Below are 14,144 nucleotides of genomic sequence, written 5' to 3'. Positions count from 1 at the left end.
CGGCCCTACCACCAGGAGGAGTCCAGCCGGCCCTCGATACTGCGGATGTTGGTGCGGGCACAGTCGTCGCAGAAGTACACGCGGCTGCCGTTCTCGACGGAGCAGGTCCAGGTGAGGGGGAGTCCCTCGGCGACGGCCCCGCAGCGGGCGCACGTCGTCGTGGTGGGAGCAGTCCCGACCCGTTCGAATTGAGTCTTCTGGTCCACTTCGTGACGATACCGCGGGGCCGGTCGAAATCGACCGGCCCCGCGGTTGTGTGTCGTTGCCGATGTGTGAGCGCTACTGCATCACGGCCATCGCCAGCGCCCGGCGGGCGCGCAGCGAGGCGCGTTCGGCGCGGCGCTGCAGGCGCCGGGCGTTGAGCACGCGGAGGGCCATCCGTTCGTGCTCGGCCTCGTAGAGGCGCTCTTGCATATGGGCACGCGCCATGGCTTCTGGCATGAGTTGCATTTCGAGGTTCCTGTTCTGACGCTCAGCGGGAGCGTCGGAGGGCGGGGCGGGGCGTTCGGTGGCGGACGGGTTCATCGGGGCCTGCTTCTTGGGGTCGTGCGTGAGGGGACGGTCGATCGTTCCGACGGCAGGGCGCTTCATGCCACAACCGCGTTCTTGCGCGGACGGCCACGGGGACGCTTGCGCGGCACCACGACGCCCTGCACGAAGAGCTCTCCACCCCAGACACCCCAGGGCTCACGGCGGTCCTTCGCGCCGGCGAGGCAGGCCTCGAGGACCGGGCAGGTCTGGCAGAGCGACTTGGCGTACTCGACATCGGCCGGGGACTCGGCGAAGAAGACCTCCGGGTCGTAGGTCCGGCACGGGACGGGGACGCCGAGGCGGTCGATCTCGTCGTCGAGCTCGGTGAGGGGCAGCAAGGGGACCTCCGGGTCAGGCGGGCGTACGGGGGCGGGTACGGACGGTGCGTGCGGGGTGAGATGCACGATCGCTTCGTTCCTCATCTGTTTGTCGGGGGGTGGGGAAAACAGAAGGGCCGCGGATCCCGGTCTGGGATTCCGCGGCCCTGGAGGTGCCGGCCTGATCGTCGATCAGGCTGGATCACTCCAGGGTTCGAGCCCGCGGGAGGCCCACTTCGGGTGCTGCTGCTTCTGGGTTCCGGCACCATTGGTCGCCGCAAAGGCATAGGCCTGGGCCTCAGCCATTACTGCCACCGCCGGCGCCTGCGTCGGTCGCTCGCCGCCGCGCTCCCGGATGGAGAGAACGGTGGTGGGCAGACCGCCGGACAGGCGGCTGGACAGACCGGTGCCACGGAGCGAGGCACCAAGGGAGCAGGCGGCGGCGACCGGACGATCGGTCATTTTCGTCATGAACCTGGTCACTGGTCTCGCCTCCTCTCGGCGTCTCGTTGGGCTGGTCTGACAGGTGGTGCTGGGTCAGTACATCACGGATCGCACCGCTCCGGGAAGGTCCTTCACAGAGCCGCGCCGTTCGCGCTCACGCAGGCTATGGGGATTTCCTCGGGGCGCGCAAACTATTTTCCGGGCTCTTCCGCAACAGCTTCGTCACCGGCCTCGCCGACGGGCTCCCGCCCCGTGCACAGGGCGAGGACGTCGGCGCCGAACTTGTCCAGTTTGCGGGCCCCGACCCCGGAGATGACGGACAATTCACCCTCCGTGGTGGGCCGCACCTCGGCGATCGCCAGCAGCGTCTTGTCGGTGAAGACGCAGTAGGCCGGCTGGCCCAGTGCCTTGGCCTGCTCCACCCGCCACTCGCGCAGCCGCTCGTACAGCGCCTCGTCCATGTCGGAGGGGCAGTCCTCACAGCGCATCAGCTTGATCTCACCCGCGTCGGACAGGGTGCGGCCGCACACGCGGCACTGCACCGGCCCGCGCCGCTTCCTGCCGCCCGGGCCGCGCTCCACGCCGCCCGTGGCGGCCGAACGACCGCCCGCCCTGCCCCGGGCCGCCGAACCCGGCCGCAGCCCGTCCAGGAAGCGCGAGGGCCGCCTGCCGCCGCGACCGCCCGGCGAGCGGGACAGGGCCCACGACAGGGCGAGGTGGAACCGGGCGCGGGTGACGCCGACGTAGAGCAGCCGGCGCTCCTCCTCTACCTGCTCGTCGGTCTTGGCGTAGGTGATCGGCATCGTGCCCTCGGTCAGGCCGACCAGGAACACCGCGTCCCACTCCAGGCCCTTGGCGGCGTGCAGCGAGGCCAGGGTGACGCCCTCGACGGTCGGGGCGTGCTGGGCGCCCGCACGTTCGTCGAGCTCGGCGACGAAGTCCGCGAGCGTGGCCTCCGGCCGGGCCCGCGCGAAGTCCTCGGCGAGTCGCACCAGGGCCGCCAGCGACTCCCAGCGGTCGCGGACCGCGCCCGACCCGGCCGGGGGCTCGGAGGACCAGCCGCGGCTGCTGAGCACCGCCCGCACGTGCGCGGGCAGGTCCGCGTCGTCCAGACCCGGGTCGGAACCGCCGCCCGCCCGCGCGGCCCCGCGCAGCAGCATCCCGGCCTCGCGGACCTCGGGACGCTCGAAGAAGCGCTCGGCCCCGCGCAGCTGGTACGGCACGCCGGCGTCGGCCAGCGCCTGCTCGTAGACCTCGGACTGGGCGTTCACCCGGTAGAGCACGGCGATCTCGCTGGGCCGCACGCCCCCGTCGATCAGCTCGCGGATCCGCCGGGCGGTGCCCTCGGCCTCGGCGGGCTCGTCGGCGTACTCGGTGTAGACCGGCTCGGGGCCGGCCTCGCGCTGCGAGACCAGCTCCAGACGGTGCTGGGCGGCCTGGCCCCGGGCCTGGGACAGCAGCCCGTTGGCCAGGTGCACCACCTGGGGGGTGGAGCGGTAGTCGCGGACCAGCTTGACCACCGTGGCCTCCGGGTGCCGGCTGCGGAACCCGAGCAGGAACTCCGGGGTGGCACCGGTGAAGGAGTAGATGGTCTGCGAGGCGTCGCCGACGACGCAGAGGTTGTCCCGGCCGCCGAGCCACAGGTCGAGCAGCCGCTGCTGCAGCGGGCTGACGTCCTGGTACTCGTCGACGACGAAGTGCTGGTACTGGGAGCGGACGGCCTCGGCGACGTCCGGCCGGTCCTCCAGGACGCCGACGGTGAGCAGCAGCACGTCCTCGAAGTCGATGACCCCGCGGTCGCGCTTGAGCTGCTCGTACGTCGTGTAGATGCGGGCGATCTCGGCGGCGTCGCGCGGGATGTCCCGGGCCGCCTTGGCGGCGGCCGCCGGATAGTCCTCCGGGACGGTCTGGGTGACCTTGGCCCACTCGATCTCGCCGGTGACGTCGCGCAGCTCGTTGCGGTCCAGCCGGATGCGGGAGCGCGCCCCGGCCTCCGCGACCAGCTGGATCTTGCGCTCGGCCAGCCGCGGCATCTCGCCGCCGATGGCCCGCGGCCAGAAGTACTGCAGCTGGCGCAGCGCCGCGGAGTGGAAGGTGCGCGCCTGCACGCCGCCCGCGCCGAGCTGCCGCAGCCGCCCGCGCATCTCACCGGCCGCACGGGCGGTGAAGGTGACCGCGAGCACACTGGCGGGCTGCATCATCCCGGCCCGCACCCCGTACGCGATCCGGTGGGTGATCGCGCGCGTCTTGCCCGTGCCGGCTCCCGCCAGCACGCACACCGGGCCGTGCAGGGCGGTGGCGACGGCGCGCTGCTCGGGGTCGAGCCCGGCGAGCACGGCGTCCGCCGAGTCCGGGACGGCGGGGAAGTCCGGGAAGAGCGGGGTGTGGGTTGGTGCAGTCACCCCGCCATGCTGCCAGGTCCCGGGAGACGGCCGGGAAAGTTATCCACAGCTGAGGTGGGATGGTCGTACCGCGAACGATTGCAAGGAATGCCGAGGCGAGGGGTTAGCGTTCTCGGGATCGACGTCATCCCCCGCCTTGAGGAGCGAACACCGATGTCCGGCACTGTGACGATGTACAGCACCACGTGGTGCGGATACTGCCGCCGCCTGAAGGGTCAGCTGGACCGTGAGGGAATCACCTTCACGGAGGTCAACATCGAGCAGGACCCGGACTCGGCGAAGTTCGTCGAGAGCGTCAACGGGGGCAACCAGCTCGTCCCGACCCTCCTGGTGTCCCCCAAGAGCGGCGCCGAGCCGGTCGCGCTCAGCAACCCGAGCCTGGCCCAGGTCAAGCAGGCCCTCGCCGGCTGAGGCCGGCCCGGCCCGGCCGCGCGGCAGGCACGGCCGGGCCGCACGGGCCCGCGCTCAGCGGCGGGCCGGCAGCGGCATCCCGTACCAGCGCTCGATCAGCCGCGCCGCGATGGAGATCCCGTACGGCGGCAGCACCTCGCCGGTCTCCATCGCCTTGCGGTACTCCTCGCGGGAGAACCAGCGCGCCTCGTGCAGTTCCTCGCCGTCCACGGTGATCTCCGCGGACGTGGCGCGCGCCATGAAGCCCAGCATCAGGCTGGAGGGGAACGGCCAGGGCTGGCTGGAGACGTAACCCACCTCGCCGACGGTCACGCCGGCCTCCTCGGCGACCTCGCGCACCACGGCCTGCTCGATGGACTCCCCCGGCTCGACGAAGCCGGCCAGCGTCGAGAAGCGCCCCTCCGGCCAGTGCGCCTGGCGGCCCAGCAGCGCCCGGTCCTCCTCGTCGGTGACCAGCATGATCACCGCCGGGTCGGTGCGCGGGTAGTGCTCCGCGCCACAGGCCGGGCAGCGGCGGATGTGACCCGCCGCGGCCACCACGGTGCGCTCGCCGCAGCGCGAGCAGAAGCGGTGCATGCGCTGCCAGTTCTCCAGGGCGACCGCGTGCACCATGAGCCCCGCGTCGCGGTCCGACAGCAGGGCCCCGACCTCCCGCAGCCCCGCCGGGCGGGCGGCCTCGTCCAGGCGTCCGGGCAGCGCGTCCTTCTGCAGCGCGAAGTAGCGCACCCCCTCCTCGTCGACGCCGAGGAAGTAGCGGTGCACCTCGCTCTCCGGTGCCTCGAAGCTCGGCATCATGACCAGCTCGGTGCGGCCGTCCGGGGTGTCCTCGACCAGGACCTGCCCCCCGGAGACCACGAACACCTGCGTCTTCGGGTGGCTCCAGGCCGCCGCCAGCCACGCCTCGTCGAGCCGGTGCTCGGCGGCGCGGTCCACGCCCGACGGGCGGGCGAGGGGCGGCGGGAAGGCCGTCGCGTCGAAGGTGGTTCCGGTTCCGGACGTATCGGACAAGATTGCTGTCAACTCCCCGTAGCGCGCGGATGGATGCGGATGCTCACAGAGTCGTGAACTCGCTCCAGAGGTACGCGGACGTCTCCACGCCCTTGAGCAGAAGGTCGAGTTCCACCTTCTCGTTCACCGAGTGCCAACCGTCGGACGGCACGGAAATTCCCAGGAACAGGACGGGGACATCGAGCACGTCCTGCAGGTCGGCCGCCGGGCCCGAGCCGCCCTCGCGGGTGAACAGGACCTCCTTGCCGAAGGCCCGGCCCATGGCCCGGGTCACCGCGCCCAGCGCGGGGTGGTCCAGCGGGGTCAGGCAGGGGCGGGTGGCGCCCCAGAAGGTGATCTCGTGCCGGATCCCGGCGGGGACGCGCGCGGCGACCCAGTCGGCGACCAGCCGCTGCACCCGGTCGGTGTCCTGCCCGGCCACCAGCCGGAACGACAGCTTCAGCTGCGCCGAGGACGGCACGATCGTCTTGCCTCCGGGGCCCTGGTAGCCGCCGCCGATGCCGTTCACCTCGGCGGTCGGCCGGGCCCAGACCCGCTCCAGGGTGGAGTAGCCGGCCTCGCCGCTCGTCGCGTGCGACCTCGCGGTGCGCAGCCAGCGCTCCTCGTCGAAGGGCAGCCGGGCGAACAGCTCGCGCTCGCGGTCGGTCAACTCGACGACGCCGTCGTAGAAGCCGGGGATCGTCACGCGGCCGTCCGCGTCGTGCAGCGCCGCGGCCAGCCGGGCGGCCTCGGTCGCCGGGTTGGGGACGGCGCCGCCGAAGGAACCGGAGTGGATGTCCTGGTCGGGGCCGTACAGGTCGACCTGGCAGTCGGCCAGGCCGCGCATGCCGGTGCACACGGTGGGGGTGTCCTCGTCCCACATGCCGGTGTCCGAGACGATCACGGTGTCGCAGGCGAGCCGTCCGGCGTGGGCACGGACGAGGTCGGTGAAGTGCGGGGAGCCCGACTCCTCCTCGCCCTCGATCAGCAGCTTCAGGTTCACCGCGGGGGCGGTGCGGCCGGTGGCGGCCAGGTGGGCACGGACGCCGAGTGTGTGGAAGAACACCTGTCCCTTGTCGTCGGCGGCGCCCCGTCCGTACATCCGGCCGTCGCTGATCCGCGGCTCGAAGGGCTCGCCGTCCCAGCCGTCCTCGAGGGCGGCGGGCTGCACGTCGTGGTGGCCGTAGACCAGCACCGTCGGCGCGTCCGCCGCGTCGGAGGGCCACTCGGCGAAGACCGCGGGAGCACCCGGGGTCTCCCACACCTCGGCCACCGGGAAGCCGGTCTCCTTCAGCTTCGCCGCCAGCCACTCGGCGCTGCGCCGTACGTCGGCGGCACGCTCCGGATCGGCCGAGACGGAGGGGATGCGCAACCACTCGGCGAGGTCGCCGAGGAAGGCGTCACGATGTGCTCCGACGTAACTGCGGACGGCGCTGTCCGGGGTGGTGCTCATGTCCTTGAGCCTATCGGGCGGCGCCGGAACCCTCGGCGTCGGCACCGGGCGCGTCCCCCGGCCCGGGCTCCGGGCCGCCCAGCAGGAGGCGTTCCAACGCGGCCCGGCCGGGCAGCGCCTCGGGCCGGATCAGCTCCCCCGTCCTCACGTGCAGGAAAGCGGCCGTGACCTGTGACAACGGCACTCCGTGCCGCTCGGCCCAGGCGAGCCGGTAGACGGCGAGCTGCAGCGGGTCGGCGGTGCCGGCCCGACCGGTCTTCCAGTCGACGATCTCGTAGCGCTCACCCTCCCGGTACACCGCGTCGATCCGGCCGCGGATCACCCTCCCAGCGAGGTCGATCTGGAACGGCGCCTCGACGCGGTAGGGGGTGCGCTCGGCGTACGGGGTCCGCAGGAAGGCCTCCTTGAGTTCGGCGAGGTCGCGCTCGTCGGCGATCTCGTCGTCGCCCTCGATGCCGGGCAGCTCCTCGGGGGCGATCAGCGGCAGTTCCTCGAACCGGGACTCGACCCAGGCGTGGAAGCGGGTGCCGCGCCGGGCCGCGGGCCGTGGTGGGCGGGGCATGGGGCGGGCCAGTTCGCGGGCGAAGCCGTCGGGGTCGGCGGCCAGCCGCAGCAGCGCGGAGGCGGTGAGCGTGGTGGGCAGGGGGACGTCGCGGACGGCCGCGCGCGAGCGGAGCAGCTCCTCGGTGAGCGCGTCGAGGTCCCGGTCCCAGGAGGCGACGGCACGGGCCTCCTCGGGGAGCAGCGCCTCACCGCCGCCGAACCCGGACGCGGCCGCGGGTACCGAGGCGGTCCCGGGTACGGAGGCGGGCACGGGCCCGTGCGGGCCGGGCTGCCCGGGGATGGCGGGCGGCCGGTCGTCGGACCAGTCCTCCCAGTCGCCGGCGTCCTCCTCGCCGTACTGGTCGTCGTACGCGTCGTACGCGTCGTACGCGTCGTACGGCGGCTCCTCATCGTCCTCGGGGGGCGGCGGCCAGTCGGGGTCGGGAGGGGCGGCCACCGGGTACGCGGCCGGCGTCCGCAGGTGATCCAGCACCTTGCGCGCGGCCTCGCGACGGCGGGCCAGGGCGGCCGGGTCCAGGGGCAGCGGCCACGGCGTCTCGGCCGTACGGGCCAGGGCCGGGTTGACGGCGTCGGGCGCGGGCTCCTCCGCCCAGTGCTCGACCTCGCCGTGGCCGGCCTCGCAGTGCGCGCGCAGGGCGTCGAGGAAGGCGGACGGGCCGAAGGGCCGCTTCTGGCTGGGCCCCCACCAGTGGCCGGAGCCGAGCAGCAGGGAGCGCGGCCGGGTGAAGGTGACGTAGCCGAGCCGGAGCTCCTCGACCCGGTTGTGTTCGGCCATGGCCGCCTTGAAGGCGGCCAGGCCCGCCCGGGACCACTCCTCGACGTCGGGGAGGGTGGCGGCGTCACCGCGCAGCGCGTGCGGCAGCGCCTTGGCGTTGAAGTGCCACAGCTCGCGGCCCCGCTCGCTCGGGAAGCCCTTGCGCACCAGCCCGGGGACGGCGACGACGTCCCACTCCAGCCCCTTGGACTTGTGCGCGGTGAGCACCTTCACCGTGTTCTCGCCGGCGGGCAGCGAGCTGTCCAGGCCCTTCTCGTACTGGGCGGCGGTGCGCAGGAAGCCCAGGAAGGCCAGCAGCGTGGCCTCGCCGTCCAGCGAGGCGAAGCCGGCCGCCACGTCCAGGAAGGCGTGCAGGGTCTCCCGGCGGCGGGCGGCCAGCGCGTGCGGGGACGCGGAGAGCTCGACCTCCAGGCCGGTGACGGCGAGCACCCGGTGCAGTACGTCCATGAGCGGGTCGGCCAGCGACCGGCGCAGCTCGCGTATCTCGGTGGCCAGGCGCGCGAAGCGCACCCGCGCCTCGGCCGAGAAGGGCAGGTGGTCGTCGGGCTCTCCGTCGACGAAGGTCTCCAGGGCGTCGGCGAGCGAGATCACCTCGGCCGGGTCGACGCCTTCCACGGCGGCCGCCAGGCGGTCCGCGGTGTCGCCGCGGCCCGGTACGAGCAGCCGGGCCCGCCGTCCCAGCAGCGCCAGGTCGCGCGGCCCGATCCGCCAGCGCGGCCCGGTCAGCAGCCGGACGAGGGCGGCGTTGGCCGTCGGGTCCTGCAGCACCTCGCAGACGGCGACCAGGTCGGCGACCTCCGGCAGGTGCAGCAGCCCGGACAGGCCGACCACCTCCACCGGCACGTCCCGGGCGACGAGCGCCGCGTGGATGTCGGCGAAGTGAGCGGCGGCCCGGCACAGCACCGCGATCTCGCCGGGCGCGGTGCCCGTGCGGACCAGGTGCGCGATGGAGTCGGCGATCCAGGCGATCTCCGCTTCCTGGGTGGGCAGCAGCGCGCAGCGCACGACACCGTCCCGTTCGGCACCGGGCGCGGGCCGCAGGGCCTCGACACCCTCGTGACGCTCGCGCAGCTCGGCGGCGAGGTCGTTGGCGAGGTCGAGCAGCCGGCCGCCGCTGCGCCGGTTCTCCGAGAGGGACTGGCGCCGGGCGGGCGTCCCGTCGGCGTGCGCGAAGTGGAGCGGGAAGTCGTCGAGGTTGGCCACCGAGGCGCCGCGCCAGCCGTAGATGGCCTGGCAGGGGTCGCCGACCGCGGTCACCGGATGCCCCGTGCCGTCGCCGAACAGGGCGGAGAGCAGCAGGCCCTGGGCGACGGAGGTGTCCTGGTACTCGTCGAGCAGCACCACGGCGTACTGCTCGCGCAGGATGCGGCCGACCTCGGGGCGGGTGCGGGCGAGCGTCGCCGACAGGGCGATCTGGTCGCCGAAGTCGAGCAGGTCGCGCTGCTTCTTCTCGGCGCGGTACGCGGCGGCGAGCCCGGTCAGGTCGATGCGGGCGCGCGCCGTCTCGGGGAGCCTGCGCAGATCCGCGTTGGTGAGCCGGACGCCGTCGAGGGCGGCGAGCCACTCCCGGTCGTGGGCGAGCAGCCGCTCGGGCGGCACCAGGTGCTCCGCGAGCTCGCCCTCCAGCGCCAGCAGATCGCTGACCAGGGTCGGGATGCCCTTGGTGAGCGCCGGGAAGGGACCGGGCGCGGCCCGCAGGACGCGCGCCGCCAGCTGGTAGCGCGTCGCGTCGGCGAGCAGCCGCGCGGTCGGCTCCAGCCCGATGCGCAGCCCGTGCTCCTTCAGGAGCTGTCCGGCGAAGGCGTGGTACGTGGAGATCTGCGGCTCGCCCGGCGCGTGGTCGGGGTCCGCCGGGTCCGGGTCGGTGACCCCGGCCCGGACGAGGGCCTTGCGCACGCGCTCCGAGAGCTCGCCGGCGGCCTTGTTGGTGAACGTCAGCCCCAGCACCTGCTCGGGGGCGACCTGCCCGGTGCCGACCAGCCACACCACGCGGGCCGCCATGACCGTGGTCTTCCCGGAACCGGCACCGGCCACGATCACCTGCGGGGCGAGCGGCGCGGTGATGCACGCCAGCTGCTCCGGGGTGAACGGGATGCCCAGCAGCTCCTTGAGCTGCTCGGGACCGGTGATGAGGGAGGACACGAAGGGGAGGTTATCGGGCACCACCGACAGCGGCCGCCGCCGCCCGTTCCCGCCGGATGCCACCCGGGCGCATTCCGCTCCACCGATGTAGAACATCGCGTTCTACGAGCTGGAAGCATGGAGCGCATCCCGGTACGCGAGCTGAACCAGAACACCAGTGCCGTGCTCGCGCGCGTCCAGCACGGCGAAGCGTTGGAGGTGACCGTGAGCGGAACCCCGGTGGCCCGTCTCGTGCCCATCTCGGGCAGCCAGTCCGTACTGGACCGCATGGTCGCCGAGGGACGCGCCACCCCACCCGCGGCCTCGGGGCCGGTCCCGGTGCTGCCTGCGCTCGGCGATCCGGGGATCGACACGGCGGCCGCGCTCGTCGACATGCGCGACGAGGAGCGCTGGTGATCTACCTGGACTCGGCGGCGATCGTGAAGCTGGTCCGCCGGGAGCAGGGCACCCGGGAGTTGGTCGCCTGGCTGAACGACCGCCCCAACGAGCCTTTGGTGTCGTCGTCGCTCGTCGAGATGGAGGTCCCACGTGCTCTGCGCCGGTCGGCCCCGCAGGCACTCGCCGGCGTCCCCGGTGTGATCACCCGGCTCTACCGGTTCGAGATCGACGTAGCCGTCCGTGCCACGGCCTGCGCCTACGGTGATCCACTGCTCCGCCCGCTCGACTCGATCCACCTCGCGACGGCGCAGCTGCTCGCCGGCCAGGCAGGCGCGGATCCACTCGTGTTCGTCACGTACGACCAGCGCCTGCTGAAGGCCGCCCAGGACATCGGGCTGCGGGCCGAGGCCCCCGGCTGCTGAGACCCCCGCCTCACTCCACCACGTGCCGTCCCTCGGGGCGGCCGCTGCAGGAGGCCCGGAAGGCGCAGTTCTCGCAGTGCTGGCCGGTGGAGGGGGTGAAGCGCTCGTCGAGGACGCGGGCGGCCGCGCCGGCGAGCAGGGTGTCGGCCCAGTCGCCGCTCAGCGCCTCCTGGTGCTGGACGGTGGGCTGGGTGTCGCCGCCGTCGCGGCGGGCGGCGCCGAGGCGGAGCTGGACGAGCTCGGCGCCGCCGGGGGCGGGCCGGGTGCCGTGGAAGAGCTCGTCGACGGCGCCCTCGCGGACCGCGAGCTGGTAGACGGCGAGCTGCGGGTGGCCCTCGACCTCGGCGGCGGTGGGCTTGGCCTTGCCGGTCTTGAAGTCGACGACGTAGGCGTTGCCTTCGGCGTCGGTCTCGACGCGGTCCATGCTGCCGCGGATGCGGACGGCCACGTCCCCCGTCTCCAGGGTGACGTCGAAGCCGTGCTCGGAGGCGACGGCCTGGCGGCCGCGTTCCATGACGTGCCAGCGCAGGAAGCGCTCCAGGGCGGCCCGGGCGTTCTCCTTCTCCTGCTGGGACTTCCAGGGGGCGTCGAAGGCCAGGGCGTTCCACACCGAGTCCAGCCGCTCCATGAGCACGTCCAGGTCGGCCGGGGTGCTGCCGGAGGCGACCTCGTCGGCGAGGACGTGCAGGACGTTGCCGAAGCCCTGCGCCGCCGTGGAGGGCGGCTCGGCCTTCACCTCGCGGCCGAGGAACCACTGCAGGGCACAGGTGTTGGCCAGCTGGTCCAGCGCGCTGCCGGAGAGGGTGACCGGCTGGTCGCGGTCCCGCAGCGGGACCTCGGAGCGGGTCTGCTCGTACAGGCCCCACCAGCGTTCGGGGTGGGCGGCGGGCACCAGCGGCTGGCCCGCGTCCTCCAGGGCCGCCAGGCGCGCCAGGCGCCGGGCGGCGGCCTCGCGCAGGGCGGGGGAGGCGGCCGGGTCGACGGTCGTGGCGCGCAGCTCGGCGACGAGGGCCGCGACCGACAGCGGGCGGCGGGCCCGGTGGGTGACGTCGACGGGCTCGACGCCGAGTTCGGTGAGGAAGCGGGAGGGCTGGTCGCCGTCGTCGGCGGCGGCCTTCACGGCGGTCACGACGAGCCGCTCACGGGCACGGGTGGCCGCGACGTAGAACAACCGGCGCTCCTCGGCGAGCAGGGCGCCCGGGGTGAGCGGCTCCGCGAGGCCGTCGCGGCCGATGCGGTCGGCCTCCAGCAGCGAGCCGCGGCGGCGCAGGTCGGGCCAGAGCCCCTCCTGGACGCCGGCGACGACGACGAGCCGCCACTCCAGGCCCTTGGAGCGGTGCGCGGTCATCAGCCGTACGGCGTCGGGCCGGACGGCGCGCCGGGTCAGCACGTCGGCGGCGATGTCCTGGGCGGACAGCTCCTCCAGGAAGTTCAGCGCGCCACGGCCGCCGGTGCGCTCCTCGGCGCGGGCGGCGGTGTCGAAGAGCACGCACACCGCGTCCAGGTCCCGGTCGGCGTTGCGTCCGGCCGCGCCGCCGCGCGCCGCGGCCCGCTCCAGCCGGCCGGGCCAGGGGGTGCCGTCCCACAGCTCCCACAGCGCCTCCTCGGCGGTGCCGCCGCCGGCCAGCAGCTCGCGCCCCTTGCGCAGCAGCCCGCCGAGCCGCTGGGCGCCCCGTGCGTACGACGGGTCGTGCGCCACCAGCCGCTCGGGCTCCGCGAGCGCCTCGGCGATCAGCTCGTCCGACGGCCGCGGTACGACGACCCCGGCGGCCCGCTCCTCCTCGCGCAGGGCGCGGCCCAGGCGGCGCAGGTCGGCGGCGTCCATGCCGCCGAGCGGGGAGACCAGCAGGGTGAGCGCGTCCTCGACGCGCAGGCCCGGCTCCGCGGCGTCGGGCAGGGCGGCGTGCGCGCAGACCCGCAGGGCGAGCAGGAGGGGGGCGACGGCGGGCTCGTCGCGCAGCGGGAGGTCGTCCCCGTCGATCTCGACCGGCACCCCGGCGGAGGTCAGGGCCCGCCGCAGCACGGGCAGCGAGCGGGAACCCGCGCGCACCAGGACGGCCATGTCGGACCAGGGGACGCCGTCCTCGAGGTGGGCGCGGCGCAGCACGTCGGCGATGCCGTCGAGTTCGGCACCGGGCGTGGGGTAGGTGCGGACGGCGGCCGAGCCGCCGTCGCGGACCGGCGCGAGCTCGCGGTGGGCGCGGACGGCGGCGGCCGGGAGCCGGGTCAGCGGCATCCGCCGCGTCAGGAGCCGGGTGGCGGCCAGCAGGGCGGCACCGGAACGGCGGGAGGTGGTGAGGACGCGGACGCCGGCTGGGCGGCCGTCGGCGTGCCGGAAGGCCTCGGGGAAGCCGAGGATGCCGTTCACGTCGGCACCGCGGAAGGCGTAGATGGACTGGTCGGGGTCGCCGAAGGCCACCAGGTGGCGGCCGCCGCCCGCGAGCGCCTGCAGCAGCCGCACCTGCGCCGGGTCGGTGTCCTGGTACTCGTCGACGAAGACGGCCTCGTAGGCCCCGGCGAGGTGGCGGGCCACCTCGGGACGCCCGGCCAGGAGCACCGCGCGGTGCACCAGTTCGGCGTAGTCGATGACGCCCTGGAGGTCGAGGACGTCCAGGTACTCGGCGAGGAAGCCGGCCGCCGCCGACCAGTCGGGGCGGCCGGTGCGGCCGGCGGACGCGGCCAGGGCGCGCGGGCCGAGGCCGAGCTCGCGGGTGCGGGCCAGCACGGCCCGTACCTCGTCGGCGAAGCCGCGGGTCGTCAGCGCCGCGCGCAGCTCGTCCGGCCAGCGCACCCGGGTCCGTCCCCGCCGCTCCAGTTCGGCCTCGCCCGCCAGGAGCTCGCGCACCGCCAGGTCCTGTTCGGGGCCGGACAGCAGCCGCAGCGGGTCGGCGAACAGCTCGGGGTCCTGGTGGGCGCGGACCAGGGCGTAGCAGAACGAGTGGAAGGTGGTCGCCTGCGGTGCGGCCGCGCCGCCCATCCGGGCGGCCATGCGGTCCCGCAGTTCGCCCGCGGCCCTGCGGCTGAAGGTGAGGACGAGGATCCGTTCCGGATCGGTGCCGCGCCGCACGCGTTCGGCGACGGCCTCGACCAGGGTGGTGGTCTTCCCGGTGCCCGGACCGGCGAGCACCAGGAGCGGACCGCCCGCGTGCTCAACCACCGCGCGCTGTGCGGCGTCCAGTTCAGGGGGCGTCACCGGTTCCGGAGCGGTCCGTAGCAGTCGGTAGCCGCCGGAAGGCCCGACCGTCCCCCCGGAGCGCCGTGCGACGGCGTCCGTCTGGCGGGTGGAGGAGGAGGTCACGTGGTTCGCCGGTTCCGTGT

General features: G+C 74.2%; 12 protein-coding genes. 3 read left to right on the top strand and 9 right to left on the bottom strand.

Going from position 1 to position 14,144, the window contains the following annotated elements; translation table 11 throughout:
* Window positions 1–5 precede the first annotated feature (5 nt).
* The 5 genes from AC1VWI_RS28395 to AC1VWI_RS28375 all read right to left on the bottom strand — a co-directional run bounded on the left by AC1VWI_RS28395 (window position 6) and on the right by AC1VWI_RS28375 (window position 3,694).
* The gene (locus AC1VWI_RS28395) at window positions 6–206 is read right to left on the bottom strand and encodes a hypothetical protein (RefSeq protein WP_326572546.1); all 201 of its coding nucleotides are present in this window, start codon (window positions 204–206) and stop codon (window positions 6–8) included.
* A 73-nt stretch (window positions 207–279) separates the two neighbouring features.
* Window positions 280–591 (bottom strand): putative WhiB-interacting protein, encoded by a 312-nt coding sequence (locus AC1VWI_RS28390; RefSeq protein WP_499513839.1) that lies wholly within the window; start codon window positions 589–591, stop codon window positions 280–282.
* Window positions 588–935 (bottom strand): WhiB family transcriptional regulator, encoded by a 348-nt coding sequence (locus AC1VWI_RS28385; RefSeq protein WP_499513838.1) that lies wholly within the window; start codon window positions 933–935, stop codon window positions 588–590. The genes AC1VWI_RS28390 and AC1VWI_RS28385 overlap by 4 nt, the downstream gene beginning before the upstream one ends.
* A 105-nt stretch (window positions 936–1,040) precedes the next feature.
* Entirely contained in the window at window positions 1,041–1,331 is a 291-nt protein-coding gene (locus AC1VWI_RS28380) for a hypothetical protein (RefSeq protein WP_499513837.1), read from the bottom strand.
* Between the two features lie 152 nt (window positions 1,332–1,483).
* Window positions 1,484–3,694: an ATP-dependent DNA helicase UvrD2 gene (locus tag AC1VWI_RS28375; protein ID WP_499513836.1), complete on the bottom strand. Its 2,211-nt coding sequence runs from the start codon at window positions 3,692–3,694 to the stop codon at window positions 1,484–1,486.
* 153 nt (window positions 3,695–3,847) lie between these two features.
* Here AC1VWI_RS28375 and AC1VWI_RS28370 point away from each other — a divergent pair, with 153 nt between their 5' ends.
* Window positions 3,848–4,105 (top strand): glutaredoxin domain-containing protein, encoded by a 258-nt coding sequence (locus tag AC1VWI_RS28370; RefSeq protein ID WP_499513835.1) that lies wholly within the window; start codon window positions 3,848–3,850, stop codon window positions 4,103–4,105.
* A gap of 54 nt (window positions 4,106–4,159) precedes the next feature.
* Here the strand turns inward: AC1VWI_RS28370 and nudC are convergent, their stop codons facing one another.
* Genes nudC through AC1VWI_RS28355 form a run of 3 tightly spaced genes read right to left on the bottom strand, consistent with a single transcriptional unit; the run spans window position 4,160 to window position 10,026 of the window.
* Window positions 4,160–5,113 carry an NAD(+) diphosphatase gene (nudC, locus tag AC1VWI_RS28365; RefSeq protein WP_499513834.1) on the bottom strand — a complete coding sequence of 318 codons (954 nt, stop codon included), beginning with the start codon at window positions 5,111–5,113 and terminating at the stop codon, window positions 4,160–4,162.
* Between the two features lie 43 nt (window positions 5,114–5,156).
* A complete protein-coding gene (locus AC1VWI_RS28360; RefSeq protein ID WP_499513833.1) occupies window positions 5,157–6,545 on the bottom strand; it encodes a dipeptidase in 1,389 nt (462 codons plus the stop codon).
* 10 nt (window positions 6,546–6,555) lie between these two features.
* Window positions 6,556–10,026, bottom strand: coding sequence for an ATP-dependent helicase (locus tag AC1VWI_RS28355; protein ID WP_499513832.1), 3,471 nt, complete (start codon window positions 10,024–10,026; stop codon window positions 6,556–6,558).
* Between the two features lie 117 nt (window positions 10,027–10,143).
* Here AC1VWI_RS28355 and AC1VWI_RS28350 point away from each other — a divergent pair, with 117 nt between their 5' ends.
* Together AC1VWI_RS28350 and AC1VWI_RS28345 are read left to right on the top strand one after the other, a co-directional pair.
* Window positions 10,144–10,422, top strand: coding sequence for a type II toxin-antitoxin system Phd/YefM family antitoxin (locus AC1VWI_RS28350; RefSeq protein ID WP_499513831.1), 279 nt, complete (start codon window positions 10,144–10,146; stop codon window positions 10,420–10,422).
* Window positions 10,419–10,826, top strand: coding sequence for a type II toxin-antitoxin system VapC family toxin (locus AC1VWI_RS28345; RefSeq protein ID WP_499513830.1), 408 nt, complete (start codon window positions 10,419–10,421; stop codon window positions 10,824–10,826). Before AC1VWI_RS28350 ends, AC1VWI_RS28345 begins: the two co-directional genes overlap by 4 nt.
* A 10-nt stretch (window positions 10,827–10,836) precedes the next feature.
* Here AC1VWI_RS28345 and AC1VWI_RS28340 read toward each other — a convergent pair whose 3' ends face one another.
* A complete protein-coding gene (locus tag AC1VWI_RS28340) occupies window positions 10,837–14,124 on the bottom strand; it encodes an ATP-dependent helicase (protein WP_499513829.1) in 3,288 nt (1,095 codons plus the stop codon).
* Window positions 14,125–14,144 lie beyond the last annotated feature (20 nt).

This window comes from Streptomyces sp. TOM-9 (assembly GCF_056858595.1).
The sequence above is the reverse complement of the archived record's forward strand: the minus strand, read 5'-3'. Positions and strand labels throughout refer to the sequence as shown.